Raw genomic sequence first — 26,427 nt, forward strand, 5'->3', positions numbered from 1 at the left:
AAAAAGAAAGAAGTACATGGTTCAAAATCGCAATATTCGCCAGACTGTTCTCCCCAACGGCCTTACCATCCTCACCGAGCGCATGGAACATGTGCGCTCCGTAGCCATGGGCGTCTGGATCAAAGCCGGATCGCGCCATGAAACCGCCGAGGTCAATGGCGTCTCCCACTTTGTGGAGCACATGGTCTTCAAAGGCACCCGCTCCCGCTCCGCGCAGCGCATCGCGCGCGAGGTGGACGCTATCGGCGGCAACCTCGATGCCTTTACGGGCAAGGAATCCATCTGCTTCAACATCAAAGTGCTGGATGAGCACGTCGCTTCGGCGCTCGATGTTTTGTCAGACATGGTCATCAACCCCGTCTTCTCCAACGACGACATCCAGCGCGAACGAGGCGTGATTCTCGAAGAGATCAAGATCGATGAGGATAATCCCGACTACCTGGTTTCCGAGATCTTCACCCAGAACTTCTGGAAGGATCACCCGCTGGGCAAGCCGATCCTGGGCACCCGCGAAACCGTGAAGCACTTTGAGCAGCAAACCCTCTTCGGCTACTATGGCGAGCGCTTTCGCGGCGGGAACATCATTTTTTCCGCAGCGGGCAATCTGGAGCATGACGCCTTTGTCGAAAAGGTGATTCAGCGCTTCCAGGGGCTGCCCGGGGGCGTAAGCGACGGCCTGGGCGAAAAGCCAAAGACAGCCTCGCGCATCATCCTGCGCAACAAGAAGGCGCTGGAGCAGGTTCAGCTCTGCCTCGGCGTGCCCTCTCCGCCGATCGCGCACGATCAGCGTTATGTCACGCTTGTTCTGAATACGATCCTGGGCGGCGGCATGAGCTCGCGGCTCTTCCAGACGATCCGCGAGGAGCGCGGCCTCGCCTACGCCATCTACAGCGACCTGAATCCCTATCTCGATACGGGCTCGCTCTGCATCTACGCGGGAACCCCAGCTTCGAAGGCGCTTGAGGTGATCGAGCTGATCATGGTCGAGTTTCGCCGGCTGAAGCAGGAGCGGCTGCCCGCCGACGAGCTGCGCCGCGCCAAGGATCAACTCAAGGGCAATATCCTGCTGGGGCTGGAGAGCTCTACCTCGCGCATGTCGAACCTGGCGCGCCAGGAGATGTACTTCCAATACTTCTTCAGCATGCAGGAGATTCTGGACATGGTGGAGAACGTGACCGCCGAACAGGTCATGTCGATGGCGCAATCCCTCTTCCGGCCCGAGGACGTCGCCGTGACTCTCCTTGGCCGCCTGGACGGACTGAAGCTGACGCGAAACCAACTGGTCTGCTAAGAAAAGCAGGGGAACAGGGAGGAAGGGATCGTTCTCTTCCCTGTTTCCCTGCTTCTCGTTTCCGCCGCATTTTCTGGCCTTCCCAGCCCTGCTTCGCGAGCGCAGCAGTTCACCTTTGCGTCTGGTTAGATTAGGATTGCCATCGGGCGGCTCTATCTCCAACACACCCGAGCCGCGCAAGGAAACGGAGAAAGATGAAACTCAGTTTCGCTCGAATGCTTGTCAGGGATTCCATCTCTTCCCCAACCCGGGAGAGCAGGCAGCACCGCATCAGCGGCTTCACCCTGATGGAATTGCTGATCGTCATGTCCATCATCCTCATCCTTATGCTGATCGCGATTCCGAATTTCAGCAGCATGAAGAGCCAGGCGAACGAGACATCGGCAATCCAGTCGCTGCGCGCCATCTACCAGGCACAGATTCAGTACCAGACCACCTATCCGGCAAACGGATTTGCCTGCTCGCTGTCCACTCTGGGCGGCACGGCCGGTTCCACCGCGCCCAGTTCGCAATCGGCGCAGGTTCTACAGGGAGATCTCGCCACCGGCAACAAGAGCGGCTACACCTTTGCCATCGTCAACTGCACCAAGGTGACGGTGAACAATCAGGACATGTACACCTCCTACGAAGCCACGGCTGTTCCCCAGGCCGTCGGCAAGACCGGGCATCGCGGCTTCTGCATCGATCAGGCAGGCGAGATCAAGGCTGACCCGGCAGGTGGAACCAATTGCACCGTACCGCTGCAATGACGCAAGTGACACAGACACGAGGCGCTTCGACTTTGAGGGCAATGCGCGAGCAGAAGCGGCGGCTCGCAGTTCTGCTGCTGTCCGGAGCGCTCGCCTTCCCGGCGACGGGGCTGGCTGGCGCGGTAAATCCCAGTGCCGCCAATCCGGTTAAAGGCACGGCCGAGGTATCCGTGCAGTCGCTCGCCGCCTCTGTCGACCACCACTACAACTCTCTCCGCAGCCTGCGGGTGGAGTTTTCGCAGCAGTACGCCGGTATGGGCATGAATCGCCACGAGAGCGGAACCCTGCTGCTGAAGAAGCCAGGCCGCATGCGTTGGATCTACAGCCAGCCAGCCGGAAAGCTCTTTGTGCTCGACGGCAAGTACGCCTATTTCTACGGCCCCGGCGATACCCAGGTGCAGCGAGTGGCCGCCAAACAGTTGGACGACCTGCGCTCTCCCTTGCGCTTTCTGCTGGGGCATACCCAGTTGGAGAAGGAACTGATCGGCTTGACGGCAACTCCCTCTGGCACAGGATACGTTTTGAGCGGAACTCCCAAGGGGATGGAGAAGCGCATCGAGCGGATGAGCCTGGAAGTGACTCCGGATGGAGTCATTCACGCCATGAAGATCGAAGAAGTGGATGGCGCCCTGACTACCTTCAAGCTCAGCGGGGAGCAGACGAATCCGCCAACCTCGGATGCGGAATTTGTCTTTCAAGCACCGAAGGGTGTACCGGTAGTCGAGGGCCTGCCGCCAGTCTAAAATTTTTGGAACCGGAATTCTGGAGCCGAATTCTGGAACTCCGGAATTTGCGAGTGCAGCCAACCTGCGCGCGTCCTGTCCCCGCGACGTTTGTAGCCTCTCCTGGCTCCTTTGCGTTATGTTCTCCGAGGGCTTTTGCCATGGACTGCGCCCGTATCCTGCTTGCTGCCGTTCTCGCCGCCGCTTCCCTGCCTGCCTGCGCGCAGTGGGAGATGCAGCAGTCGCACACGCAGGCGGACCTGCGCGGCATCCACGCCGCCGGCAATGGAGTGGCCTGGGCCAGCGGCAATCATGGCACCGTCCTGCGCACCGAAGACGGCGGTTATCTGTGGCAGGTCTGCTCCGTGCCTCCCGGCGCGGAGACGCTGGATTTTCGCAGCATCGTCGCCTGGGACGCGCAGACCGCAATGGTGATGTCCTCCGGACGCGGAGAGGAATCGCGCCTCTACAAGACCACCGACGGCTGCGTTACCTGGAAGCCGCTCTACACCAATCCCGACCCCAAGGGCTTCTGGGACGCGATTGCCTTTACCAGCAGGAAGCATGGCGTGATTCTCGGTGACCCAGTCGATGGCAGGTTCGTCATCTTCCGGACGGAAGACGGCGGGCTGCACTGGAGAAGAGTGGATGACCCCGCCCTGGCTGCGGATCCACACGGCGAGGGCGCCTTTGCCGCCAGCAATTCTTCCTACGTCGCCATCCCCTTCACCGGCAAGTACACCCTGGATACGCCGCTGGGAGCGGCTCTGGACTTCTTCGGTACGAGCGGACCCGGCGGCCCGCGCGTCTTTTATTTGGCAATGCGAGATAAAGAATCCCCGGCAAAAAACTTGTCAAAAAACTCGGCAAGAGGCTCAAAGACGGCCCGTGCGAAGACGGCGGAGCCGAAGGTGTCCCTGAGATGGATGAGCGCAGCGGTTCCCATGGCGAAGACTGCGCCCTCGATGGGCATCTTCTCCCTGGCCTTTCGCGACGCCTCCAGCGGCGTTGCCGTTGGAGGAGATTACCTGCAGCCCGGCGAAAGCTCTGGCACCGCAGCGTTTACCGTGGATAATGGCCAGACATGGACGAAGGCTGCGCGGCCTCCGCATGGCTACCGCTCCTCGGTTGCATGGAGCGCCGCAGACAACGCCTGGGTCGCCGTCGGGACCAATGGCGCAGACATAAGCCGCGACGACGGCAACACATGGCAGCCCACAGTGATCGCAGCCGATGGCGGCCCGTGGAATGCGCTGGGCCTGCCCTGGGTCGTCGGTCCCAAAGGCCGGATCGCGAAGCTGATATCGTTGAAATAATAAGTGCCCGAAAGCATGCCGCGCTGCAGGAGCAGGCGGCAGAACCACAACCACCAACTGGAGAATCGCTGGAAACACTTCGGCAGGGGAACGATGGCGGAGTTTGTCATTAAGCTGGCGGATGAACGAGGCAGGATCTCGGAGCAGATTCAGGCTGCCTCGTCTGCGGAGGAGCTGAGGCAGCGCTTCACGCAGTCGGGCTACTTCGTCTACTCGGTGCGCCCCCATGGCTTCGCCTCCAACCTGCGGAAGAAGGTCAAGCTCGAAACCTTCCTCATCTTTAACCAGCAATTCCTCACCCTCATCCGCGCCGGAATGCCCATCCTCGGCTCCCTGGATATGCTGGCCAGCGGACAGAAGAACGCAACCTTCGCTGCCCAGCTCCACGACGTCACCACCCGCGTACGCACCGGCGAGTCGCTTTCCGGAGCCTTTACGGCGCAGGGTGGCTTTCCGCTCATCTACACCACGACGATTCTCGCTGGCGAGCGCAGCGGCAATCTGGAAGAAGTGCTTGGCCGGTATCTCGCCTTCCAGCGCATCTCGCTGACCTTCCGCAAGAAGCTGCAGGCATCGCTCATTTATCCGGCGCTGCTTATCTGCATCGTCATCGGCCTGTTCATCTTCCTGATCAGCTTCGTGGTCCCGCGCTTCGCCACCCTCTACGACCAGATCGGCACCAAGCTGCCCGCCCTGACGATGATGCTGCTGGCGGTGGGCACCCATGCGCAGAGATACCTCCTTTACGTGCTGCCAGTCGTAGCCGCGGTGGGCTACCTGCTCTATCGCTGGAGCAAGACGCCCAGCGGAGCCGACAGCATCGATGGCATCCGCATTCAGCTTCCCGTCTTCGGGAAGATCTGGATCAAATACCAGGTGGCGCTCTTCGCCCGCACCCTTTCCACCCTGCTCACAGGCGGATTGCCCCTGGTTCCCTCGCTGGAGACGGCGGCGCGCAGCATTTCGAGCGGACGCATCGCCAAGGCCGTCTTTTCTTCAGTGACCAGCGTGCGAGAAGGCACCGGGCTGGCCAAGAGCCTGCGCGGAACCAAGGTCTTCCCCGAGTTATCGGTCGAGATGATCGAGGTAGGCGAGTCCACCGGCGCATTGCCGCAAATGCTCAACTCCGTCGCCGAGTTTTTTGAGGAGGACGTGCAGACCGCGCTCACCGCATCGCTCGCTTTGATCGAACCCGCCATCCTGATTGTGATGGGCGTGGTTGTTGTCGTTATTTTGATTGCGCTCTACCTGCCCATCTTCTCGCTGGGGCAGGCAAGCAGCGTCGGAAGGTAGGAGCCATGGCAGATACGCCCATCGCGTTGCCCATCGAATTCGACGAACCGGCTCATGCGCAGTCGCTCGCCCGGCGTTACCGGTGCGATTTCGTCGACCTCAAGAATTTCCGCATCCAGCATGACCTCTTCCGCACCGTGCCAGTGGACATGATGTTCCGGTACAATTTTGTTCCCCTGGAGCAAAAGGAAGATCACCTTGTCATTGCGGTCAGCGACCCCAGCCGCCTGATGACCATTGATGAGATTTCGGGCCTGCTGGGCCAGCGCGTTGTCACCTGCGTCGCAACGCTAAGCCAGATCACCGACCTGCTGAAGAAAACCGAGCAGTCGCAGCGCGTGCTGGACGAGGCTACCGAAGGATTGACCTTCGACGTCCTCCCGGAAGAGAATGCCGACGAGAACATCTCGATTGAGAAGCTCACGTCGGAAGAAGACATCAGCCCCATCATCCGGCTGGTGGACACCACCATCTTTACCGCACTCGAACGCCGCGCCTCCGACATCCATATCGAGACCTACGATGATTCCCTGATCATCAAGTACCGCATCGACGGCGTGCTGCAGGCGGCCATGGCGCCGATCGCGCGCGAACATCATTCGACGATCCTTTCGCGCATCAAGGTGATGAGCGAGCTCGATATCGCAGAGCGCCGCGTGCCTCAGGATGGCCGCTTCCGCGTGCGCTACAAGGGCCGCCTTATCGACTTCCGCGTATCCATCATGCCGACGGTGCATGGCGAGAACGCCGTGCTGCGCGTACTCGACAAGGAATCGATGAGCGAGAAGTTCCACAAGCTCACGCTGGATGTGGTGGGCTTTGGCGAAGACGATATTCGCCGCTTCCGCCGCTACATTCGCGAGCCGTACGGCATGGTGCTGGTCACCGGACCCACCGGCTCCGGCAAAACCACGACGCTCTACGCCGCGCTCAATGAGATTAAGAGCGACGAAGACAAGATCATCACCATCGAAGATCCGGTCGAGTACCAGATTCGCGGTATTACGCAGATTCCGGTGAACGAGAAGAAGGGCCTCACCTTCGCCCGCGGCCTGCGCTCCATCCTCCGCCACGACCCGGACAAGATTCTGGTCGGCGAGATCCGCGATACGGAGACGGCGCAGATTGCGATCCAGTCCGCGCTCACGGGGCACCTTGTCTTTACCACGGTGCACGCAAATAATGTGGTCGATGTGATTGGGCGATTCCTCAACATGGGCGTCGAGCCCTATAACTTTGTCTCGGCACTCAACTGCATCCTTGCCCAGAGGCTGGTGCGCACCATCTGCGAATACTGCGACAGGCCCGTCCGCCATGACCGGGATTTTCTTACCGCCAGCGGGCTGGACTACGACGAGTGGAAGGACTTTGAATTTCACGAGGGCATCGGCTGCATCGAGTGTGGCGGCACCGGCTATCGAGGACGAACCGCGATCCACGAGCTGCTCGACCTTACCGACTCGATCCGCGAACTGATTCTTGAGAAGAAGCCAAGCTCGGAGATTCGCCGCGCCGCCCAGGCCGAGGGCATGAACTTCCTGCGTGAGTCCGCATTGCAGCGAGTTCGGGCAGGACTGACTACACTGAAGGAGATCAACAAAGTCACCTTCATCGAGGCGAGCCGATAGTGGCGAACATCCTGCGTTTCCTTGCGCCAAACTCTGCCGTGACGCTGCGCCCCCGTCTGGCCTGCGAGATCCTGCCGGAAGGTGTCGTTGCCGCACGCCGGGAGGGCTCTGTGGAGGACAGCGTCCTGGCCACCTACGCACCGCTTGCCCCCGGTTCAGCTACAGCGGCGCTCCATACCCCGAATCTAGCCAACCGGCAGGCCGTGGTTGCCTCCCTTCGCAAGGCGTTGGACGAGGTAGCCTCCCGCGACCGGCATCTCACGCTCGTGATACCGGATGCCGCCGTACGTGTGCTGATTCTTGACTTTGACACGCTGCCGTCGAAGGCCGCCGAAGTATTGCCGGTGATTCGCTTTCGCCTGCGCAAGCTGGTGCCTTTCGAAGTAGAGCATGCATCGATCAGCTACCAGGTGGTAAGTGCAGCGGATGCATCGCTGGTTCGCGTTCTGGTCGCGATCATGCCGCAGGACGTGCTCGCGGAATACGAATCAGCGGTTAGCGAGGCGGGATATGAGCCGGGCGTGGTGCTCTCCAGCAGCCTGGCCGCGGCGGCTGCCGTCTCCTCCAGCGAGCCCGCACTCGTCCTGAACCGTAACGGCAACACCGTGACCACCGTTATCACCGTTGCCGACGACATTTTGCTGCACCGCACGCTGGAGTTGCCTGCCGTGGAGAGTGAGGCGGTATCTGAGTTGCAACGAACCGTCAGCGTAGCAATGGCATACTTTGAAGACGCGCTGCACACCAGGCCACAAAGCCTGTTCTATGCCGGGCCGGGTGGCGCTCCGGCCTTGGCTCCGATGGTGGAGGAGGAAGGACTTCGGGTGCGCGATCTGGTTCCTGCGCCCGCAACCGGAGCCACCAGCGCGGTGCCGAAGGGCCTGTTGTCCGGAGTTGTGGGTGCGCTTTCGAACTAAGTGTTGGCCTGCTCCACGAGGAGCAGGAGTGGATGTGTCAGGAGCAAGAGGCGTGGGGTATTCGGAAGTGATGAACGACGAACGGCAGAATGGGTTCTAGATGCGCATAACCCTCAATCTCGCGTCACGGCCCTTCATCGAGCTGCGGCCCCTCTACTCCCGCCTGCGCCTGTGGATGGTGCTGCTGGCGCTGGCTGCCATTCCCCTGTGGCTGCTGCTGCGCGTGGAAGAGCGGCGGTCCGCCGAGGCGCAAGCACAACAGAACGTCCTCACCAGCAACATGCAGAAGCTGCGGCAGGAGCAGCAGTCTTACCGGCAGCAGATGCAGCAGCCGGCAAACGCCGCCGTGCTCACGCAATCGGAGTTTCTCAACCAGATCTATAAGCGCAAGTCTTTTTCCTGGACTGCCGTAATGATGGATCTCGAGACGGTTCTGCCGGCAGGTGTCCAGGTCATGAATCTGGAGCCGATCACCGCCCCGGATGGGCATGTGACGATCCGCATGCGCGTCAGCGGACAGCGAGACCGCGCCGTGGAGCTGGTTCGCAACCTGGAGCACTCGCGCCGCTTCCAGTCTCCGCGGCTGGCAGGAGAAACCGCCGAGACAACTGGCGCCGCCAGTCAAGCGGCCCTGCAACCGGTAAGCGCCTCCAGCGGCGTCAGCTTTGACGTCCTGGCGGACTACAATCCGTTGTCTCGCAGCGTCAGCAAGGCGCAGAGTGCGGATCACGCATCTTCTCAGGAGCAGGCGGCCACTTCATCAGCGAATCCTGCTTCATCAGCGAAATCTGCTTCCGCGTCATCCGCCACGCGACGCCCCCGCGGAGGTGCACGATGAAATTGCGTTTGCCTGAAAACGTGCTGACGGGGCTCAACCTGCATATCGCGGGAGTGGTACTGCTAGCCGCGCTCAATCTCTTCCTGGCCGCAAGGCTGGCTCTTGCATGGCACAATGCCAACGCGCAGCGACCCGAGGTGGTGCAGGAGCAGCAACTCGCCTACAAAACGCTGGAACTGCAGACCGCTCCCCTGCGCGGCCTGTCAGGGAAGGTGGAGCAGGCGCGCAGCGATGCCGATAAGTTCTACGCGCAACGGATTCCTGCCACCTACTCCTCCATTGCGGCGGAGCTGGGGTCGCTGGCGGTGAAGAACGGCATCCGCCTCACGCGGGTTCAGTACACACAGACCCCGGCGCTCGCAGGGCTGGCGGAGATTCGCATGGATGCCTCGCTCAGCGGAGAGTATCCCGGGCTTATGCGGTTCATCAACGGACTGGAACGGGACAAGAGCTTCTTCCTCATTAGCGGGCTGACGTTGACCGGACAACAGGGCGGAGTGGTGAACCTGCGCCTGCGCGTGATTACCTATCTGCGCGCAGCCGATGCCGTCGCTGTGCCTGTTGCGGAGGCGAAATAGTATGGCTCTGCGCATGGGAGCGGAAGATAAGAAGAAAGTCGCCATCGCCGGAGTGCTGGGCGTGATCGTGCTCATTCTCGGCGGCAGAACGCTGATGGATACCTTCAGCACCCCGGCGCCCGCGCCGGTTCCGCCTGCCGTGGTAACGACGCAGCAGGCACCTGCCAACGCTGGCGGTACGGGGGGCAGCACAGTGAGCCCAGGCCATCCCGCGACGAAGCTTGCCTCCACAAATCTTGATCCGACACTGCATCCGGAGTGGATGGCAGCGACCGAATCCATGACCTACTCCGGGACGGGCCGTAACATCTTTTCGCAGCTCTCCGCCCCGGCGGCGATTGAGAAGCCCAAAGCCTCCGCCAGGCCCGTGAAAGTCGTGAATGCAGGCCCACCCCCACCCCCTCCTCCTCCGCCGATTGACCTGAAGTTTTTCGGTTTTTCCGCGACGAAGAGTGGCTTGCATAAGGCATTTCTGCTGCATGGAGAAGACGTCTTTATTGCCGCGGAAGGCGACGTAGTGGACCGCCGCTATCGAGTGGTCAAGATTCTCCCCTTCTCCGTGCAAGTGGAGGACCTGCCTTACAGGAACACGCAGACGCTCCCCTTACTCAAGAATTAGCCGATGAACGAGGTTTTACGTCCAATTCATAGATGCTGAATCATCGTGCCAACCCGTCAACGACTCCGGCCTCTTCGCAAGGCATTGCCGAGGAGGGCTACATTCTGATCGGCGTCCTGGTGCTGGTGGCGCTGGTGCTCATCGCCCTGGCAGCCGCTGCGCCACGCGTCGCAACGGATCTGCAACGCGATAAAGAAGACGAGCTGATGCATCGCGGAATGCAGTACACCCGCGCGATTCGCCTCTACTACAGGAAATTCGGGCGATTCCCTTCGAATCTTGATCAGCTTGAAAATACCAATGAGATCCGCTTTCTACGGAAACGCTACAAGGATCCGGTATCGGGAAAGGACGAGTGGCGGCTCATCCACTTCGGAGAAGCGAAGGTCAAGCCGACAGGTCTCTTCGGGCAACCGTTTGCCAGTGTGGGTGCTGCTCCGGGAGCCTCCGCCACCGGTACGAGCACGCCGCAAACGGGCTTCATGAGCTCGACGTTCGGATCCTCATCGTCCTCATCCTTCGGGTCTTCGGGGACGGGGTTGGGCAACTCGCCAGGCCTGAGCTTCGGTCCGGGCACCGGCTCGCCATCGGATAGCAGTGGCGGCAGCGCCTTCGGGTCCTCCAGTCCAACGCCAACGGGAGGAACAGGTGCGACCGGCGAAGCAGGTTCCACCGGGTCTGCCACCTCGGGGATTGGCGGCAGCGGTATTGGCGGCCAGACATTCGGAGGAGGCGGCATTGTGGGCGTCTCCAGCACCAGCACCAAGGCATCCATTCGGGAGTTCAAGAAACAGAAGCACTACAACGAATGGGAGTTTGTCTACAACCCCCTGCAGGACCAGAACGGATTGGGCGGCCAGAACGGCACCGGCATCCAGCAACAACCGGGAGCCAACAATCCGAATAGCTCGTTTGGCTCAGGCACCACGGACCTAGGGACCAGCCCCATTGGCGGCGCAACATCGCCGACGCCGACGCCTGCCCCATCACCAGCCCCAACCCCACAGCAGTAGATCCCACACGCACCGCATAGATCCCGACGCTCGACGGTGCAACAGGAAAAGGCCCCGCCAGTTGTGGCGAGGCCTTTTTTGAATGCGCGGGATCAGATCCCTTGGAAATTCTACGCGCTGAAGGAAGATCCGCAGCCGCAGGTGCTCTTGACCTGTGGATTGTCGAACTTGAAGCCGGCAGCCTCCAGCGTTTCCACGTAGTCGACCGTGCAGCCCTTCAAATACATCAGCGAGGTCGCATCGACGAAGACCTTGAGATCTTCAAAGTTAAATACCTTATCCATCATCCCGCTCTCGTTCTCGAAGGACATGGAGTATTGGAAGCCGGAGCAACCGCCGCCTACTACGCCGATGCGGAGACCCGCTGGCAACGGATCCTGTGTCGCCATAATCTCGCGAACCTTGGCAATGGCGGAGGGCGTCATGTTCAGCGGTGCGGTCTGGGTGCTTTCAGCAGGTACGGGTGTGGTCGTGGTTGCCATTGTGTAGATCTCCCTCAATAAGAATCCGCTTTTAGTTTAACTCCCGCCGCAGCGGCACAACAAGCGGAGAAACCGTCTCTCCAGTGGATGCGGGTGCAAGCCGTTTCGACTCAGAGTCTTTTATCGCGCCGTGATCTGACTCGAAATTCGCTCATATTGAGACTCCGTCAAAATCCCCCGGACCACCAGGTCATGCGTCGATTCATAGGGCCTGGCCTTCACGATCTGCTCCGCTTTCGCCTTGCTGATCCCCGGCAACGACGCCACCTTTTCAACCGTCGCAGTGTTCAGGTCCAGGCGATCCGGATTGGTCTGCAGGCCCTCTTTTACGCCTGCGGCCACCGCATTCAGTTTGCGCTGCGCGTCCGCCGTAGCCTCTTTCGTCTTGGAAGCAGCTTCCTGGGCGCCCTCTTTGATCTTGACCGTAGCCTCAGCCGATTTCTGCTGGATCTCCCTGTCCTGCTGCTCCGCTGTTTTGGGCTTCTCCTGGCAGGCCCCAATTCCAAAGACCAGGGGAAGCAGCAGAGCTCCCGCTTGAAGTATTCGTAGATGTTTGGCGCGTAATCTCTTCATTTAGCGATCCTTACACTTAATCTAGCGGAGAGCGGCGGCCGCGTACATCAACCCCATAGAGAGATTGACAGGATCATCCTCAGGTTGCCCAATTTGGCCGTGTCGCAAAAAATAAATATGTGTTCACGTACCACTTTTTGGGGATAACATAATCCGCGGACGGCCCCATCTACTGCGGGCCTGGCGAATCTTGGCCATGCCCGTGGCGATGAGATCGGCTCAAAGCGGCACCTGAGGTGATGTATGAGCATCATTCCTCTTATGTGGGCCCTATGGGCAGGACTAACAACTCTCCTGTTGATTCTCCTGCTCTATCGCAGCAACCTCACGCGCTACGAAGAGGACCAGGTCTTTCTCGATGAATCTTCGGAGCACCATAACCAGGATAACCAGGCATTGCTGAGGAAGGTCAATCGCGTAACTCCCCTCGTGAAGATTGTTACGGTCTGCACCTGCGTGATGACAGCAGCGATTCTGGGGTTCTATGTGTGGGACGCTGTAAAGCAGTTCTACATGTAACCAGATGTAACCAAGGATACGGAACCAGCGGCAAGTATCCAGAGATTTCGCATCGCCGGGATTTCCCCTCCCGGCGATGCACAACTAGCTCGGAGTTCTACCAACCTCTGATTTTCAGAGGTTGCTAGCGTGTTGTCATTTCCCCAGATTCTGCCTTGAATCAGCTTAGTGAGCGGCCTCGATCGTGCCGTGCGTCACGACGTCCACGTCTACTTGTTTGCCCGCCTTCAGCACAAAGTTGCTGGGATCTTTCATTCCCCAGTCCACATAGGGAACCACAAAGTGAGTGGTGGCAGCGATCTTGTCTCCGTCCATCTGAACCTTCAGCCCCATGCGCAAGGCATGATCCGCACCGTGAATATTGAATGTGCCATCTACGGTCACATCCTGCATGCTGGCTGGCTTCGGCTCTCCTGCAATCTTTGCGGCGCGAAAGGATATCAGTGGATATCGATCGGTCTGCAGAACCTTCTTCTTCATCACCCCGTCGCGCATCGAGCTGCCGCTATCCCCGCTATCCGCATCCACCAGGAACTCGCCCTCCGCAAGGCCAACCGCCGGATCGAAGCTCATCTTTCCGGTCTTGAGCTTGAATGTCCCGTGGATGTTGTGCAGCGTGTCCGTCAACTTCCAGCGGATCTCCGTCTGCGCAGGATCCAGGCGAACCGTCATCTTTTGCGCATGCAACGCAGACCCAAAAGCAAGGAACAGCACGACAGCAGTCACAGGATAAAAATAGCGAGCAAAAGTTTTCATGGATCTAACCTTGGTCAAGTGTACAAGCAGCGCGGTTCTACGTGCGTGCCGCCGAGGGTACCAGCATTCTCCAGCCCAGGTGCAGCCCGTCCTGCCGGACGAACCGCGGCAACGACTCCGCTCCCATGTGAACCTCGAGCAGCCGGGAAAACAATGCCGGTTCGCTGGCCAGTACCCGCATGGCACGGTTGCGAAAGAGCGGCCACCGATCCATCAGCAGCATCATTCGAGCCATCGTCATAGGCAGGTGCAGAATCGCCGGATGCCCCGCAGCATAGTGGGAGAGGTTGCCAACCTCTATCGCATCCGCAAGCAGTTGTGCCTGGCGAAAGACCATCGCCAGGCCCTCGCCGGTGATGGCATCGGCCGAGCCGGAGGCATCGCCGATCAGGGCTACCCGATCTCGTGCCACGCATCGCAACCGGCGTGTTGTGGTAATGGCTCCCCGCTGCTGGCTGGTTGTGTCCTGCCCCCGCAGCGCTTCGCGCAGATATGGGATGGAGTCCACCACCTGAACCATTCGCACCTGCGGATCGCTGGCGATGGTTGCAACGCAGAGCTCCTCTTCTCCCACCGGCGTAACATAGGCCTGCCCGCACGCTCCCCAGTGAACCTCGACATTCTCGCTCCATGGCCGAACGCGAAAGTGGCGCCGGAAGCCGAAGCGTCTGCTGATGGTCGATCCAGCCTCCAGTCGAGCCCAGCGCCGCACGCCGGAGGCCTGGCCGTCGGCCCCGACAAGATATCCGTACGCGCAGGGCCTGCCGTCCACTTGCACCTCTCCGCGCTGGCGAAGTTCCACGTGGACGCCCCACCGCAATTGGACTCCCAGAGCCAGGGCGCGTTCGATCAGAGCCTCGTGAAGGCGCACCCTGCGAACTCCCAGGCCGGCACCGTTGGCGAACTGTGCGGTGACGCAGTCCGTCCGGCCGCTGTTGCGATTGGCAAAGTGAATGCCGCGAAATTCCTTTCCATCCGCGGGTCCCAGGCTGATTCCGAGGCTGGCTAATTCTCCGCGAGAATCCGGCATCAGCCCCTCTCCACAGGCCTTGTCGATCGGAGGGCGCAGGGCATCCACAACCACGACATCCACGCCCCTCTGTCGCAGCGCGATGGCAGCCGACAAGCCGGCGGGACCGCCGCCAACCACCAGCACCTCCGCACAGTTTGGAATCTGAGAGTCGCTCATCACCATTCCAGTAGCAGGATCTCCGCGCAAAAGCCCGGCCCCATGGCTGCAAGTACGCTGCGAGTTCCCTTTGCAGGACGCTTGTGCTTCATGACGCCATCCAGAACAGTCAGCACTGAGGCCGACGACAAATTGCCGATCCGGCGCAAGGACGCCCAGGAATCGTCAAGCGCATTCTCCGTCAATCCTAGTGCTTCGGCCGTCGCATCCAGAACCTTGGGGCCTCCGGTGTGCATAATCCAGGTTCCGATGTCGGAGCGCTTCAACCCCTGCGTTGCCAGAAAAGCGTCCACGTCCCGGCCGAGGTTCTCCCGGACCACGTTGGGAACATCGGGCGAGAGCACCAGGTTGAAACCTTTCTCCGAAATGTCCCAGCCCATGACCCGTTCCGTATTGGGGTAGAAGGAGGAGGTGCTGGCAACAATCTTCGGTCCCCGCAGCTTCGTTTCCTCGCCTGCTACCAGCACTGCCGCAGCGCCATCGCCGAAGAGGCCCGAACCGATCATGTTCGCCACGGTGAGGTCGTCCCGCTGCCAGGTAAGCGAGCACAGTTCCACACTGAGCAGGATCGCAACCTGGTCAGGATAGGCACGCACATAGTCCGCCGCACGGGCCAGGCCCGCCGCTCCCGCGACGCAGCCCAATCCGAAGATCGGATTGCGCTTGATATGCGGATTCAGGCTCATCTTATTGACCAGTCGTGCATCGATGGAGGGGCTGGCCACGCCGGTGACACTCACGAAGTAAAGAGCGCCCACGCGGTCCCGCCCTATGCCTGCCTGCTGCAGAACGCAATCGATCGCCTGCTCGCCAAGCTTCAGCGCCACCTCAATCCAGACATCGTTCGTTTTTCCCCAGGTATCCAGGGCGTAGTAGTCCTCCAATGGCCGCGCAAAATAGCGCCCATCTACACCAGTCCGCGAGAACAGGCGCTCCAGAACCGCCGCGTTCTCCATTCCCTTATCCCAGTACTTTTCCAGTGCCGCTACGACTTCCTGCTGCGTGAAGTAGTGTGGTGGAAACGCTGTAGCAGTGGCTGCAATGCGCATGTCCCTCTCGATCTTTCTTAACCCGATGAATCCTTCAGCATACGAGCACGGAGCAACCGCGACCTCCCGTGCGACCAATCGCGTTTCTTGCCATCAAACAACGGAAAACAGGAGCACAACCGAAAAACAGAACCGCAACTCATCCGGCCTGTCGCGGGCACAACTTTTTTAGATACTGGCCGCACGTCCCGCAAGTGCCAGTGCATCTTTCCAGAACTGGAGCGAGGAATGCACCGCATCCATTACTTCTACGATGGCTGTGACGAACGCATCCAGGCTCTCTTCGCTAGCATTCAGGGGTGGGGCTGCTTTCAACACCAGGAAATTATTCCCGCATATCTGGGTCAGGATTCCATGTTCCCGATAGAGGCGCATCACCAGCATCTGGCCGAACATCGCAGGGTGCACGCGTGTAAATGCCTCAAAGGAGAGCCGCAACGTGAGCGACCTGGGCGGAGCAAACACGATACCGGAGAAGAATCCGGCGCCGCGCACCTCCGCAACCATCTCGTAACCGGCAAGGGCCTCCCGCAGCCGCTGCCGAAACAGCTCGCCGAGTTCCATCGCGCGTTCGCCCAGAGCCTCGTCGTCGAGCACCTGCAAAGTGGCCAGTCCGGCGCGCATTGCCAGGCTATTTTCGCTGTAGGTGGAGGTGTGAACGATCGCCCGACGCAACGAGCCGTAGACACGCTCGTAGACTTCGTCGGTCATCAACACCGCGCCCGCCGGCACCAGTCCCCCGCTCATGGCTTTGGCCAGAATCACCATGTCCGGATCAAGCCCGTACTGCTGGCTCGCAAGAAACGTGCCGGCACGATAGAGGCCGGTCTGCACCTCGTCCATCACCAGCAGGGTTCCATATTTGCGGCAGAGTGCCTGGGCGCCCTCCAGATAGCCCTTCGGAGGCAGAACAATCCCGCCTTCTCCCTGGATCGGTTCGAGGAAGAGCGCGGCAAACTTTTTAGTCTTCAGCAGTTTTTCGAGCGTGGCGAGATCCCCGAAGTTGACGAACGAGACCTCGGGCAGAAGCGGGCCGAATCCATCCGACCAGAAGCCGTGATCCATCAGCGACAATGCGCCGCACGACAGGCCGTGGAATGCCGCCTTTGCCGCCAGCAAGCCATTTCTCCGCGTAAAGGCACGCGAAAACTTGATTGCCGTCTCCACGCCCTCGCTGCCGGAACTGCAGAAATACGCCTTATTCAGGCGGCCTCCGGCCTTGCGGCAGAGGACCTCCGCAAGCTCGCCCGCGGTCTCGGCCACATGACTCTGAAGCATCGATGGGCCGTTGCGATCCAGCTCGCGATGCAGCGCATCGAGGATCGCCGGATGATTATGCCCAACGTTGTACACGCAGTAGCCGGAGAGGAAGTCCAGGATGGTGCGTCCATCCTCGGTGAAGAGCTTCTCTCCGCGGCACTCGACGTACCGCGTATTCATTCCCAGCAGCTCGAGCAGCCGAACCCATTGCGGATTGACATGCGCGCCGTAATTCCCATTGGGATCTGCATTTCCTTTAGGATTTGCGCTCGGGGTCACCTGCTTGGAAGGCGAGGAGGGCGTCCGGGCTGCGGAGTTTGGCATGTGGATTCGGTTTCCCCCGTCTGAATAAATATATGTGACAACAAATATTTTGTAAGACGTTTGGATTTCGTCTTCGTCAACCGGTTTGGAGGAGAATCGATGGGATAATTTTGTGAGAACACCCGGGACGCGGCCATGCAAGGTATTGAGGCTGCGGGGAGTAAGTCGGAAATGTCGAAATATCTTTGGGTGGGCATCGGCGGCTTTGCCGGCTCCATTGCACGCTATGCCCTGGGAGTCTGGGTCTACAGCCGTATGGGCACTCGATTCCCCTACGGCACATTTGTCATAAATATTTCCGGCTGCTTTCTGATCGGCGCCATCCTCACGGTGTTGGATGCGCGCATCGGGCTTTCTCCAGCGTGGAGGCTCGCGATTCCTATTGGCTTCATCGGAGCCTACACCACGTTTTCCACCTTCGAGTACGAGACGATACGGCTGGCACAGGCAGGAGAGACACAACTCGCTCTGCTGAACATTGCACTCAGCACCGTAGTGGGCTATTTTGCTGTGTGGATTGGCGTAATGGTCGGCCGAGTGCTGGCCTAGCCTCTCCCCCAGCCTCTCGTTAGGAGCGTACCTATGCTCATGCCAGTCAAGGCGATCCGCGTCACCATGTATCTGAAGGAAGACCGCGTTCCAGCCGTCCTTGATTTCCTGTTCCACCACGAGGTCGCGGGAGCAACTGCGGTACATGCGTTTGCCGGATTCGGGAGCCATCACCACATGCACACCTCGGCTCTGGTTGACCTTTCGGTCGATCTTCCTGTCATTCTGCAATTTGTCGATACGCCGGATAAACTGGAACAGTGGTTTCCCAAACTGGCCGAGACGGTCAAGGGCGGTTTGCTCTCCACGCAGGAAGTGCTGATCTTCCGTCCCCCGCCGCCCAAGCCTTCAGAGGACAGCGGTTCTCTGTTGAAGTGAATGCAGGGTGAATTTCGCAAGGCGGTCGATTCCCCGCCAGACACAAGTTGACAAGGAGTGACGTTGCACACATCGCCCCGGAACGCCCCGGAGCAAAATAGGGAGGCTGGCAATCCAGGCTTCGTGCAATTCATTCGCCGATTGAGGAGTAAAAGCTAATGAGTGATCTGGCTCCCCTTGCCGAGGGCGGTGTGGCTGAACCGCTGGTTGTGCATCCGCCCGACTTTCACGTCTTTGACAAGTTTCTCGTCCGCTGCAAGGACCTGCCCGCGATCAACGTGGCCGTCTGCTGGCCGCTCACCGATGTGGCCCTTTCTGGCGCGACGGAGGCCGCGGATGAGGGATTGATCGTGCCCGTCCTTGTGGGCCCGTTGGAACAGATGGAGGCGCTCGCCCGGTCGCTTAATCTGGACATCAGCAAATATCGCCTGATAAATGCCGCCAGTGAGAGCGAGGCAGCTACCAGGTCGGTGGCCCTCTGCCGCTCTGGCGAGTGCCAGGCGCTGATGAAGGGCAGCCTGCACACCGACGAACTGATTCAAGCCTGCCTGGACAAGGATCTGGGCCTGCGAGCCGGGCGGCTGATCAGCCATGTCTTCCTGCTGGATACGCCAGCTTACAATCGCACCCTCCTCATCACGGATGCTGCCATCAACATCTATCCCACGCTGGTGGACAAGGTTGATATCGTGCAAAACTGCATTAACCTGGCCCACGCTCTCGGCATCCCGGAACCGAAGGTCGCTCTGCTCTCCGCCGTAGAGACGGTAAGCCCAAAGATTCTCTCCACTCTGGATGCAGCCTCCCTCTGCAAGATGGCGGATCGCGGCCAGATCACGGGCGGTATCCTCGATGGCCCACTCGCCTTCGATACCGCGGTGAGCGCCCAGGCAGCAAAGATCAAGGGACTCGTCTCCAGCGTTGCCGGGGAGGCGGATATTCTCATGGTGCCCGATGTGGAATCGGGAAATATGCTTGCCAAGCAGTTGGAGTATCTTGGCGGCGCCCAGTTAGCAGGCATCGTCGTCGGTAGCCGGGTGCCGATCATCCTCACCAGTCGCGCTGACTCCGCAGAGGCGAGACTCGCCTCGACAGCAGTCGCAGTCCTTCTCCACTATGCGAGTCTGGCAGCGCCGAAGGCCTAAGAGGATAGGGCCTCCGAAATGGAGGCCCTATCGGAATGAGACTGGGTTCGTGGCATGCCTGCAACATGCTGCTGCGGTGCTGTGTTGTCGTGGTAAAAGCAGGTCCTTCGCTTCGCTCAGGATGACAATAGTGGTGCGTTTCGCTAGTGGTGCGTTTCGCTCAGGATGACAACCTCAGCGGGAGTGCCGCCGACTACGTGTCCATCTGCTAGTCAATCGCCAGGCTGAGCTGGTGGCGGATATCCGCGCCGCGCACCCAGAAGATGACGTCCGTCGCGATATTGGTGGCGTGATCGGCGATCCGCTCCAGGCTGCGTGCGATCAGGATAGAGTTCAGCGCCTGCATCGTATAGTCCGGCTGCTTCTGAATCACCTGGAGCAGTTCGCTGTGGGCTGCGCGGTTCATCCGGTCGATCTCGTCGTCCATCTCCAGAACCGAATCGGCGACTTGGGCATCCGCATTCAGCAGCGCCTGAATCGATGTGCGGATCATCCGCCCGGCAAACTCACCCATCCCGCCAAAATCCACAGGCAGTTCGACTTCCGGCATCTTGATCATCTCCTGCGTGCGGATGGCAATGCTCATCGACTGGTCTCCGATGCGCTCCAGGTCGCCATTGATCTTGATCACCGCAAGAATGAAGCGCAAGTCGATCGCCATGGGCTGCTCCTTTGCGAGCAGTTCATACGCCATCTCGTCCAGATCGCGCTGCGCACTATTAATCGCCGTCTCGTTCTCGCGAACATACTCGCAAAGCTTTGGATCACGGCGCAGGTTCGCTTCGACTGCGGACTCGACGGCCTGCTGGGCAAGAGCAGCCATCGCAAGAAGCTTGTCTTTCAATTCAGCCAGTTGCTGCTGGAAGTGAATGCGTGGCAAATTCGGAATCTCCAACTTGAATTGTGCATCAATCACTGTCACAAAGTCGCTAATTTTGACAGTTTGAATCCCTCGGCCTATTCGGAGTCACGGTCTACGCCATGGGGATAGAACCAGAAAACTCCTCTAAATGGGCTATAACTGGCAAAATCGGGGATCGCCTGCACATAAGAACTTGGAATGCTGGAACTCTCCTGCATCCAGCGCGGGTGATATGGGACGCGCTGCCCCGGCTCAGAACCCGGCATCGACCAATGCCACGCGAGATGGCCCGTCTCCATCTGCCAACGGGATCTCATTGTAACTACCTCCGTAGCATCAGCGTGCCTACCTTTTCGCTGCGGCACGCGAAAACCTGTCAGCCAAGCCGTGATTCGGCCTGCTGGGCTGCCTGGTAAATCTCGTCGAACGACTCCACCGCGTAGAGCACCGGCTGCATTTCCGAGGTGGAAAAGCGCTGCTCCATCACCTGGTCCAGATTGAAGTCGCGAATCTCCGGGCCGCCGCGAACGACATGCTCGGACTCTCCCTGCGAGGAGATCAGCCCGCTGCCGTAAAGCCGGATCGCTCCCTCCTGCCGTATCACCCCAAACTCGACCGTGAACCAGAAGAGCCGCCCCATGCGCTCCAGATCCTCATGGTTGGTGAGCGCTGCGCAGACCCTGCCGTAATGCTGCAGAAAATCTGCAAATACCGGGTGGGCGTGCATCGGAACATGCCCAAAGACGTCATGAAAGATATCGGGCTCGGGAGTATAGTCCAGCGATTCCCGGCTGCGCAGATATGTGGTCGTCGGAAACTGCCGCGCCGCCAGCATCTCAAAGAATGCATCGGGAGGCAGGAAGCCGCTCACCGGGGTGGCGCGCCAGCCCGTGCGTGGCTGCAGGCGCTCATTCACATCCGCCAGGTTCGGAATCGAATCCTCACGCAGCCCAATCACTTCGAACCCTTGCAGGTACTCGCGGCAGGCATGCTGACGCAGTTGCGTCATGCGCCGGCGCACAAGCTCGGCCCACACCGCATGCTGATCCTGCGTGTACGCGCACCAATCCTGCTGGATAAGATATTGTCCAGCAATCGGGAGGCTCTTGCGGTCAATCTCTGCAGCCGGCCTCTGGCTGGCAAGGTACCCTTCTCTTCCGTGATTCTTCACGACCTCGGGATTCATGGCATATACCCCGACACAAGCTGCGAAACCTCCGCAACTTTGCGCCTTATGTTCATCCGATGTCAATCAGGCCAGGCGGGGCTGGGAATGAGTTTCACATTACTGAATTGCAGCTTCCACCGGGAAGCCTGCCAGCACATTGCTCCAGGGTGTATCGTATGTGGTCGTTGGGGCCAGATGCTGACCCCAACCGATGCATCTTAAACGTGGGGAGTATTACACCATGTCCACGCTTACACATCCCGAAGTAGAAACCAGGCATGACTTTCTGCCCCTGAATGGTACCGATCATATTGAGTTGTACGTGGGTAATGCGCGCCAGGCTGCCTATTACTACCGAGTTGCGTTTGGCATGACTCTGGTCGCGTATGCCGGACCTGAGACAGGACTTCGCACCCGCGCCTCCTACGTCGTCCAGCAAGGCAAGATCCGCTTCGTCCTCACCACTCCGCTGCGCCCCGACGGCGAAATAGCAGAACACATCCACCGCCATGGAGACGGCGTGCGTGACATAGCCCTGTGGGTTGATGACGCCAGGCAGGCATGGAAGGAAACAACCAAACGTGGCGCCCGCAGTGTTCTCGAACCTACGGAACTGAGAGATGAATATGGCATCGTCCATATTGCGTCGATCGCTACGTATGGAGACACGGTTCACACCTTCGTCGAGCGCCGCCGCTACTATGGCCCATTTCTCCCTGGCTATCGCGCCATCGCGAACGATCCCCAGGCGCGCCCTGCCGGTTTGCAGCATGTCGATCACGTGGTGGGAAATGTGGGCTGGCACGAAATGGACCGCTGGGTTGACTTCTACCGGAACGTCATGGGGTTCGAGCTATACCAGCACTTTGACGACAAGGATATTTCGACCGAGTACTCCGCACTGATGTCCAAGGTGATGAGCAACGGGAACGGCCGCGTCAAGTTTCCAATCAATGAGCCGGCAGAGGGCCGTAGGAAGTCGCAGATCGAGGAGTACCTTGAGTACTACCATGGATCCGGGGTCCAACATATCGCTATGGCAACCAGCGACATTCTGGCGACTGTGGCCTTGCTGAAGCAGCAGGGGGTTGAGTTTCTCTCCATACCGCACGCTTACTATTCCGCGCTGGAGAGCCGCGTTGGCCGCATCGATGAGCCACTGGAAGAGTTGGAGAAGCTGGGGATTCTCGTCGATCGAGATGAGGAAGGCTACATGCTCCAGATCTTTACGCGCCCTGTCGAGGATCGGCCCACGCTCTTCTTTGAGATCATCCAGCGCAAAGGCAGCCGGAGTTTTGGCAAAGGAAACTTCAAAGCGCTCTTCGAGGCCATTGAGCGCGAGCAGGCGGCACGTGGAAATCTATTAAGGTAAGCGCATGAAGCTGTGCACGTTCGAAGTGCAGACCCATTTAGGAAGCTTTCGCCGGCTCGGCGCCGTCTGTTCCGACAGCGTCATCGACCTTAACTTTGCAGCGGCATTGCACCTGGAGAATTCGCGGCACGCCGATGCCCTGGTGCCGCCTTCGCTGCTTGCGTGGCTCGAAGGCGGCACGCTCACGCACAAGACAACCCTGGACGCCATCGCCTATCTTCCTGCGCATCTGTGGCAGGGCAAGCACGGCGAGACGCTCCGGTATCGCCATGATGAAATCCGGATGCTGACGCCGCTGCCGGATGCGCGTTCCCTGCGCGACTTCTACGCCTTTGAGGCCCACGTCCAGAGCGGCTTTGAGAAGCGCAATGAGGCCATGCCGAAGGAGTGGTACGAGATACCCGTCTACTACCAGACAGGCCACCACAACCTTATCGGCTCCGACCAGGACGTGCTGTGGCCGAGCTTTACGGAGCGATTTGACTATGAGCTGGAACTGGCCGCTATCATCGGGCGGGAAGGCCGCAATATCAAGGCCGAAGAGGCACGCCAGTACATCGCTGGATACACCATCCTGAATGACTTCAGCGCGCGGGATATGCAAAAGCGCGAGATGAAAGTTCGCCTCGGACCTGCGAAGGGAAAGCACTGGTGCTCTGGACTGGGACCATGGATGGTGACCGCCGATGAACTGACCAATCCCTACGACCTGGTGATGACCGCACGCGTGAACGGCGAAGAATGGTCTCGTGGCTACTCCGGCGATCTGCATTGGAAATTTGAACAGATGATTGAGTTCCTCACCCTGGATGACACCATCTATCCCGGCGACATCATCGGCTCGGGAACCGTAGGAACGGGCTGCGGACTGGAGTTGGACAAGTGGGTTCAGCCGGGCGACACACTCGAACTGGAAATCGAAAAGATAGGAGTACTGCGCAATCGCGTAGTGCGAAAGTAAGCGGAGCCACAAACGGAGAGTGCCCTATGTTTCCCCTGAAAAAAGGCAAGACCGCACAACAAGCGCACGTTGGACTACCGCAGGGTACTTACGAAGAAGAACATGGGCGCAAAGGTTTCTACGGAAAAGCCGCGCACCTTTACCACACACATCCGCCGACAGACTGGATTCGCTTCGAGGGGAAACTCCGGCCGCATCTTTTCGATCTGAACAAGCTGGAGCCAGGCGACCATAAAGACCCGGCAGGAGGGCCGGAGACCTTTCTCCACAACCAGGATGTGCTCCTCTCCGTGTCCCGTCGGTCCCGGCCCATGCCGTTTTATTTTCGTAACAGTGATGGAGACGAATTGTACTTTGTCCATCGCGGACATGGCAGCATCGAGACGGACTTTGGTCCGCTGGAGTACGAGAAGGGCGATTACATCGTGCTTCCCCGCTCCGTTACCTACCGCGTGGTGCCGGCGGTGGAGGATAATTTCTTCCTCATCATCCAATCGAAGGCGGAGTTCAATCAGCCGGAGCGCGGCCTTCTCGGTCAGCATGCTCTCTACGATCCTGCGGTCATTGTCGTGCCTGAGCCCTCGCCGCTTTCCTCGAAGGCCGAGGATCGCGACGAGTGGGAGGTGCGCATCCGCTGTGAAGGCGAGCACTCCAAGGTCTTCTACCCCTTCAACCCTATTGACGTCATCGGGTGGAAGGGCGACTTGACGGCATGGAAGATCAACCTGCGCGACATTCGTCCGGTGATGAGCCATCGGGCCCATCTACCACCGAGCGCACACACCACGTTCGTCACCGAGGGAGCCGTGGTTTGCAGCTTTGTTCCGCGCCCGCTGGAGCAGGAGGCCGACGCGATGAAGGTCCCCTTCTTCCACCGCAATACGGATTACGACGAATTCATCTTCTACCACGATGGAGACTTCTTCAGTAAGGACAACATCGAGCCCGGTTATGCCACGCTGCACCCTCGCGGAATCCACCACGGCCCCCACCCCAAGGCGCTTGCGAATCAGGGGAAGAAGACGCACACCGACGAGTACGCGGTCATGTTGGACGGCCTGAACCCCATCCATGTGCTACCCGCGGGAGAGCAGGTGGAGTGGGCAGATTACTGGGCAAGCTGGGGCGCCGCAGCACGAAACAAAAAACGCCGGCAAACGGAAACGGTACCATAAGAACATGCCTGAGCAAGACTCCCAAGACATGCTGACTTTCGATCCCGCGAACTATGCCCCACAGGACATCTATAAATTGATGGTGGGATCGATTGTGCCGCGCCCCATCGCATTTGTATCTACCGTGGATGCAAATGGAGTTGGCAACCTGGCTCCCTTCAGCTTCTTTACAGCGGCCAGCGCCAATCCCCCGGTCGTCTGCTTCTGCCCCATGCTTCGCCGTGTCGGTCCGCCGGAAAAGGATACTCTGCGCAATGTGGAGGCTACTCGTGAGTTCGTCGTCAACATCGTTTCCGAGGAGTTTGCGGAACGGATGAACCTTTGTTCCGCCGAGGTGCCGCCGGAGGTCAATGAATTTGATATCTCCGGGCTCACTCCGCTCGCCAGCGAACTGGTTCGTCCCCCTCGCGTTGCGGAGTCGCATGTGCAGATGGAGTGCCGCCTGCTGCAGGTAGTCCGAGTCAGCGACAAGCCAATGGGAGGGGTGCTCGTGCTGGGCGAGGTGCTGCGCTTCCACGTCCGCGAGGGATTGGTCGCCGAGTTTCGCATCGATCCTGCCAAGCTGAAGGCCATCGGTCGCATGGCCGGGACCACGTACGTCCGTACCACCGACCGTTTTGACATGGATCGGCCGCACTGACCGCTCCACGCTACCCATCGCTGGAAATTCATGTTTGCCCAATCTGAGAATCAGAAAACATAAAGGCAGGTCCATCGTTGAATCGCATTCTTGACTTCCTTGTGGAAACGTTCATCGCGACTTTTGGGATCACCCGACCCAGGCCAGAACAGCAGCAACTCGTCCGCTTTCTGCTCGGCGGATTTATTCTTGGCGCGATCCTGCTAGCTGTTGGTATAGTCGTTTTCTTCTGGTTTCAGCTTCGCTAGACCGGAGGCGGTGATTCTGCCGAGGGCAAACCTGCTCTCAAGCTGCAGATTTTTCAGCAAATTCTAAAAAAACAAAATATTTGTTGCAACGAATATCTCGCTGTATCATCCATTTAAGTGGAGCTTGTTCACGGCCAGCTTGGCGCAGGAAAGCTCGACAACCAGCAGCAGCAGCTTCCCAAGAGGAGATTGATCGATGAAGTTCAAGGCATTGGCAGTAGCGACAGTATTGGCAGTAGGTGCTTCCCTAGCGAGCGCCCAGACTTCGACATGGAAGTTCGATTCGGCGCACAGCTCCGCTGATTTCGTAATTCGCCACATGGGCATTTCGAATGTGCATGGACACTTCGGCAATGTGAGTGGAACCATCAACCTGGACGACAAGGACATCACCAAGTCCTCTGTTAAGGCCACCGTGGATACCACGACTGTCGACACCGGCGTCGAGCAACGCAACACCCACTTGAAGAGCGCTGACTTCTTCGATGTGGCAAAGTATCCTGATATGACCTTTGTGAGCAAGCAGTTGGTGAAGAAGGATGGCAAACTGGAGCTGATCGGCGACCTCACCATGCACGGAGTGACCAAGAGCGTGACTCTCGATCTGGATGGCCCCAGCCAGGTTATGGTCGATCCGAAGGGTGTCTCGCACCGCGGATTCTCTGCCACCACCAGCATTCACCGCGCCGACTTCGGACTCACTTACGGAAACGGAATCCTGGGAGACGATGTGAAGGTCTCTCTCGACGTGGAAGCAATCAAGCAGTAAAAGATACGGCAGGGACAATCGCAGGGGGGATGCGCTCGGAAGCA

At 59.2% G+C, this 26,427-nt stretch carries 29 protein-coding genes; 20 read left to right on the forward strand and 9 right to left on the reverse strand.

Annotation, left to right across the window (positions count from 1 at the left end):
* Positions 1-16: 16 nt before the first annotated feature.
* The 11 genes from VM554_12125 (at position 17) to VM554_12175 (ending at position 10,964) form a co-directional block, all read left to right on the forward strand.
* A complete protein-coding gene (locus VM554_12125; protein HVJ09119.1) occupies positions 17-1,291 on the forward strand; it encodes a pitrilysin family protein in 1,275 nt (424 codons plus the stop codon).
* 194 nt (positions 1,292-1,485) lie between these two features.
* On the forward strand, positions 1,486-2,040 hold the full coding sequence (locus VM554_12130) for a type II secretion system protein (GenBank protein ID HVJ09120.1): 555 nt from the start codon (positions 1,486-1,488) through the stop codon (positions 2,038-2,040).
* Between the two features lie 41 nt (positions 2,041-2,081).
* Complete coding sequence (gene lolA / locus VM554_12135; protein ID HVJ09121.1) at positions 2,082-2,783, forward strand: outer membrane lipoprotein chaperone LolA; 702 nt, start codon at positions 2,082-2,084, stop codon at positions 2,781-2,783.
* Positions 2,784-2,923: 140 nt separating this feature from the next.
* Entirely contained in the window at positions 2,924-4,078 is a 1,155-nt protein-coding gene (locus VM554_12140) for a hypothetical protein (GenBank protein HVJ09122.1), read from the forward strand.
* Between the two features lie 15 nt (positions 4,079-4,093).
* On the forward strand, positions 4,094-5,371 hold the full coding sequence (locus tag VM554_12145) for a type II secretion system F family protein (protein HVJ09123.1): 1,278 nt from the start codon (positions 4,094-4,096) through the stop codon (positions 5,369-5,371).
* Positions 5,372-5,376: 5 nt separating this feature from the next.
* Positions 5,377-6,999, forward strand: coding sequence for a GspE/PulE family protein (locus VM554_12150; GenBank protein HVJ09124.1), 1,623 nt, complete (start codon positions 5,377-5,379; stop codon positions 6,997-6,999).
* Positions 6,999-7,916, forward strand: coding sequence for a hypothetical protein (locus VM554_12155; protein ID HVJ09125.1), 918 nt, complete (start codon positions 6,999-7,001; stop codon positions 7,914-7,916). The genes VM554_12150 and VM554_12155 overlap by 1 nt, the downstream gene beginning before the upstream one ends.
* A 100-nt stretch (positions 7,917-8,016) precedes the next feature.
* A complete protein-coding gene (locus VM554_12160; GenBank protein ID HVJ09126.1) occupies positions 8,017-8,754 on the forward strand; it encodes a hypothetical protein in 738 nt (245 codons plus the stop codon).
* Entirely contained in the window at positions 8,751-9,332 is a 582-nt protein-coding gene (locus tag VM554_12165) for a GspMb/PilO family protein (protein ID HVJ09127.1), read from the forward strand. The genes VM554_12160 and VM554_12165 overlap by 4 nt, the downstream gene beginning before the upstream one ends.
* A 1-nt stretch (position 9,333) precedes the next feature.
* On the forward strand, positions 9,334-9,951 hold the full coding sequence (locus VM554_12170) for a hypothetical protein (GenBank protein ID HVJ09128.1): 618 nt from the start codon (positions 9,334-9,336) through the stop codon (positions 9,949-9,951).
* 32 nt (positions 9,952-9,983) lie between these two features.
* Complete coding sequence (locus VM554_12175) at positions 9,984-10,964, forward strand: hypothetical protein (protein ID HVJ09129.1); 981 nt, start codon at positions 9,984-9,986, stop codon at positions 10,962-10,964.
* 110 nt (positions 10,965-11,074) lie between these two features.
* Here the strand turns inward: VM554_12175 and VM554_12180 are convergent, their stop codons facing one another.
* Both VM554_12180 and VM554_12185 read right to left on the reverse strand, forming a co-directional pair.
* Positions 11,075-11,446 (reverse strand): iron-sulfur cluster assembly accessory protein, encoded by a 372-nt coding sequence (locus tag VM554_12180; GenBank protein HVJ09130.1) that lies wholly within the window; start codon positions 11,444-11,446, stop codon positions 11,075-11,077.
* A 120-nt stretch (positions 11,447-11,566) separates the two neighbouring features.
* On the reverse strand, positions 11,567-12,019 hold the full coding sequence (locus tag VM554_12185; protein ID HVJ09131.1) for a helix-hairpin-helix domain-containing protein: 453 nt from the start codon (positions 12,017-12,019) through the stop codon (positions 11,567-11,569).
* A gap of 243 nt (positions 12,020-12,262) precedes the next feature.
* On the opposite strand from VM554_12185, the gene VM554_12190 reads away from it, so the two are divergent.
* A complete protein-coding gene (locus VM554_12190; protein ID HVJ09132.1) occupies positions 12,263-12,538 on the forward strand; it encodes a hypothetical protein in 276 nt (91 codons plus the stop codon).
* 165 nt (positions 12,539-12,703) lie between these two features.
* Here the strand turns inward: VM554_12190 and VM554_12195 are convergent, their stop codons facing one another.
* From VM554_12195 to VM554_12210, 4 genes are all read right to left on the reverse strand, one after another.
* Entirely contained in the window at positions 12,704-13,294 is a 591-nt protein-coding gene (locus tag VM554_12195; GenBank protein HVJ09133.1) for a YceI family protein, read from the reverse strand.
* A 37-nt stretch (positions 13,295-13,331) separates the two neighbouring features.
* On the reverse strand, positions 13,332-14,483 hold the full coding sequence (locus VM554_12200; GenBank protein ID HVJ09134.1) for an NAD(P)/FAD-dependent oxidoreductase: 1,152 nt from the start codon (positions 14,481-14,483) through the stop codon (positions 13,332-13,334).
* The gene (locus VM554_12205; protein HVJ09135.1) at positions 14,483-15,532 is read right to left on the reverse strand and encodes a 3-oxoacyl-[acyl-carrier-protein] synthase III C-terminal domain-containing protein; all 1,050 of its coding nucleotides are present in this window, start codon (positions 15,530-15,532) and stop codon (positions 14,483-14,485) included. The genes VM554_12200 and VM554_12205 overlap by 1 nt, the downstream gene beginning before the upstream one ends.
* A gap of 168 nt (positions 15,533-15,700) precedes the next feature.
* The gene (locus VM554_12210) at positions 15,701-17,116 is read right to left on the reverse strand and encodes an aspartate aminotransferase family protein (protein ID HVJ09136.1); all 1,416 of its coding nucleotides are present in this window, start codon (positions 17,114-17,116) and stop codon (positions 15,701-15,703) included.
* Positions 17,117-17,287: 171 nt separating this feature from the next.
* Here VM554_12210 and crcB point away from each other — a divergent pair, with 171 nt between their 5' ends.
* The 3 genes from crcB (at position 17,288) to VM554_12225 (ending at position 19,188) form a co-directional block, all read left to right on the forward strand.
* Positions 17,288-17,665, forward strand: a complete 378-nt coding sequence (crcB, locus tag VM554_12215; GenBank protein HVJ09137.1) for a fluoride efflux transporter CrcB — start codon at positions 17,288-17,290, stop codon at positions 17,663-17,665.
* A 33-nt stretch (positions 17,666-17,698) separates the two neighbouring features.
* Positions 17,699-18,043, forward strand: a complete 345-nt coding sequence (locus VM554_12220; GenBank protein HVJ09138.1) for a DUF190 domain-containing protein — start codon at positions 17,699-17,701, stop codon at positions 18,041-18,043.
* A gap of 158 nt (positions 18,044-18,201) precedes the next feature.
* The gene (locus tag VM554_12225) at positions 18,202-19,188 is read left to right on the forward strand and encodes a bifunctional enoyl-CoA hydratase/phosphate acetyltransferase (GenBank protein ID HVJ09139.1); all 987 of its coding nucleotides are present in this window, start codon (positions 18,202-18,204) and stop codon (positions 19,186-19,188) included.
* Between the two features lie 208 nt (positions 19,189-19,396).
* On the opposite strand, the gene phoU is transcribed toward VM554_12225, so the two are convergent.
* The 3 genes from phoU to VM554_12240 are packed head-to-tail and all read right to left on the reverse strand — an operon-like array spanning position 19,397 to position 21,236.
* A complete protein-coding gene (phoU, locus tag VM554_12230) occupies positions 19,397-20,110 on the reverse strand; it encodes a phosphate signaling complex protein PhoU (protein ID HVJ09140.1) in 714 nt (237 codons plus the stop codon).
* Positions 20,111-20,145: 35 nt separating this feature from the next.
* Positions 20,146-20,367: a hypothetical protein gene (locus VM554_12235; protein HVJ09141.1), complete on the reverse strand. Its 222-nt coding sequence runs from the start codon at positions 20,365-20,367 to the stop codon at positions 20,146-20,148.
* A 59-nt stretch (positions 20,368-20,426) separates the two neighbouring features.
* A complete protein-coding gene (locus VM554_12240; GenBank protein HVJ09142.1) occupies positions 20,427-21,236 on the reverse strand; it encodes a phenylalanine 4-monooxygenase in 810 nt (269 codons plus the stop codon).
* A 223-nt stretch (positions 21,237-21,459) separates the two neighbouring features.
* On the opposite strand from VM554_12240, the gene hppD reads away from it, so the two are divergent.
* From hppD to VM554_12265, 5 genes are all read left to right on the forward strand, one after another.
* Positions 21,460-22,590 (forward strand): 4-hydroxyphenylpyruvate dioxygenase, encoded by a 1,131-nt coding sequence (hppD, locus tag VM554_12245; protein HVJ09143.1) that lies wholly within the window; start codon positions 21,460-21,462, stop codon positions 22,588-22,590.
* A gap of 4 nt (positions 22,591-22,594) precedes the next feature.
* Positions 22,595-23,551, forward strand: a complete 957-nt coding sequence (locus tag VM554_12250) for a fumarylacetoacetate hydrolase family protein (protein ID HVJ09144.1) — start codon at positions 22,595-22,597, stop codon at positions 23,549-23,551.
* A 26-nt stretch (positions 23,552-23,577) separates the two neighbouring features.
* Positions 23,578-24,726, forward strand: coding sequence for a homogentisate 1,2-dioxygenase (locus VM554_12255; protein HVJ09145.1), 1,149 nt, complete (start codon positions 23,578-23,580; stop codon positions 24,724-24,726).
* 28 nt (positions 24,727-24,754) lie between these two features.
* Entirely contained in the window at positions 24,755-25,366 is a 612-nt protein-coding gene (locus tag VM554_12260; GenBank protein HVJ09146.1) for a flavin reductase family protein, read from the forward strand.
* 444 nt (positions 25,367-25,810) lie between these two features.
* Positions 25,811-26,383: a YceI family protein gene (locus VM554_12265; GenBank protein ID HVJ09147.1), complete on the forward strand. Its 573-nt coding sequence runs from the start codon at positions 25,811-25,813 to the stop codon at positions 26,381-26,383.
* Positions 26,384-26,427 lie beyond the last annotated feature (44 nt).

Origin of the sequence: Acidisarcina sp. (assembly GCA_035539175.1) — a bacterium.
Lineage (GTDB): Bacteria > Acidobacteriota > Terriglobia > Terriglobales > Acidobacteriaceae > JANXZS01.

What these genes read in the sequence shown, in the direction of transcription:
- VM554_12235 (HVJ09141.1), bottom strand. Translation starts at nt 20,367, where the DNA reads ATGAGATCCCGTTGGCAGATGGAGACGGGCCATCTCGCGTGGCATTGG.
- VM554_12165 (HVJ09127.1), top strand. Translation starts at nt 8,751, where the DNA reads ATGAAATTGCGTTTGCCTGAAAACGTGCTGACGGGGCTCAACCTGCAT.
- VM554_12225 (HVJ09139.1), top strand. Translation starts at nt 18,202, where the DNA reads ATGAGTGATCTGGCTCCCCTTGCCGAGGGCGGTGTGGCTGAACCGCTG.
- crcB (HVJ09137.1), top strand. Translation starts at nt 17,288, where the DNA reads ATGTCGAAATATCTTTGGGTGGGCATCGGCGGCTTTGCCGGCTCCATT.
- VM554_12240 (HVJ09142.1), bottom strand. Translation starts at nt 21,236, where the DNA reads ATGAATCCCGAGGTCGTGAAGAATCACGGAAGAGAAGGGTACCTTGCC.
- VM554_12210 (HVJ09136.1), bottom strand. Translation starts at nt 17,116, where the DNA reads ATGCCAAACTCCGCAGCCCGGACGCCCTCCTCGCCTTCCAAGCAGGTG.
- hppD (HVJ09143.1), top strand. Translation starts at nt 21,460, where the DNA reads ATGTCCACGCTTACACATCCCGAAGTAGAAACCAGGCATGACTTTCTG.
- lolA (HVJ09121.1), top strand. Translation starts at nt 2,082, where the DNA reads ATGCGCGAGCAGAAGCGGCGGCTCGCAGTTCTGCTGCTGTCCGGAGCG.
- VM554_12185 (HVJ09131.1), bottom strand. Translation starts at nt 12,019, where the DNA reads ATGAAGAGATTACGCGCCAAACATCTACGAATACTTCAAGCGGGAGCT.
- VM554_12130 (HVJ09120.1), top strand. Translation starts at nt 1,486, where the DNA reads ATGAAACTCAGTTTCGCTCGAATGCTTGTCAGGGATTCCATCTCTTCC.
- VM554_12125 (HVJ09119.1), top strand. Translation starts at nt 17, where the DNA reads ATGGTTCAAAATCGCAATATTCGCCAGACTGTTCTCCCCAACGGCCTT.
- VM554_12145 (HVJ09123.1), top strand. Translation starts at nt 4,094, where the DNA reads ATGCCGCGCTGCAGGAGCAGGCGGCAGAACCACAACCACCAACTGGAG.
- VM554_12255 (HVJ09145.1), top strand. Translation starts at nt 23,578, where the DNA reads ATGTTTCCCCTGAAAAAAGGCAAGACCGCACAACAAGCGCACGTTGGA.
- VM554_12220 (HVJ09138.1), top strand. Translation starts at nt 17,699, where the DNA reads ATGCTCATGCCAGTCAAGGCGATCCGCGTCACCATGTATCTGAAGGAA.
- VM554_12195 (HVJ09133.1), bottom strand. Translation starts at nt 13,294, where the DNA reads ATGAAAACTTTTGCTCGCTATTTTTATCCTGTGACTGCTGTCGTGCTG.
- VM554_12205 (HVJ09135.1), bottom strand. Translation starts at nt 15,532, where the DNA reads ATGCGCATTGCAGCCACTGCTACAGCGTTTCCACCACACTACTTCACG.
- VM554_12260 (HVJ09146.1), top strand. Translation starts at nt 24,755, where the DNA reads ATGCTGACTTTCGATCCCGCGAACTATGCCCCACAGGACATCTATAAA.
- VM554_12200 (HVJ09134.1), bottom strand. Translation starts at nt 14,483, where the DNA reads ATGAGCGACTCTCAGATTCCAAACTGTGCGGAGGTGCTGGTGGTTGGC.
- VM554_12180 (HVJ09130.1), bottom strand. Translation starts at nt 11,446, where the DNA reads ATGGCAACCACGACCACACCCGTACCTGCTGAAAGCACCCAGACCGCA.
- VM554_12150 (HVJ09124.1), top strand. Translation starts at nt 5,377, where the DNA reads ATGGCAGATACGCCCATCGCGTTGCCCATCGAATTCGACGAACCGGCT.
- VM554_12170 (HVJ09128.1), top strand. Translation starts at nt 9,334, where the DNA reads ATGGCTCTGCGCATGGGAGCGGAAGATAAGAAGAAAGTCGCCATCGCC.
- VM554_12250 (HVJ09144.1), top strand. Translation starts at nt 22,595, where the DNA reads ATGAAGCTGTGCACGTTCGAAGTGCAGACCCATTTAGGAAGCTTTCGC.
- VM554_12175 (HVJ09129.1), top strand. Translation starts at nt 9,984, where the DNA reads ATGCTGAATCATCGTGCCAACCCGTCAACGACTCCGGCCTCTTCGCAA.
- VM554_12160 (HVJ09126.1), top strand. Translation starts at nt 8,017, where the DNA reads ATGCGCATAACCCTCAATCTCGCGTCACGGCCCTTCATCGAGCTGCGG.
- VM554_12190 (HVJ09132.1), top strand. Translation starts at nt 12,263, where the DNA reads ATGAGCATCATTCCTCTTATGTGGGCCCTATGGGCAGGACTAACAACT.
- VM554_12265 (HVJ09147.1), top strand. Translation starts at nt 25,811, where the DNA reads ATGAAGTTCAAGGCATTGGCAGTAGCGACAGTATTGGCAGTAGGTGCT.
- VM554_12140 (HVJ09122.1), top strand. Translation starts at nt 2,924, where the DNA reads ATGGACTGCGCCCGTATCCTGCTTGCTGCCGTTCTCGCCGCCGCTTCC.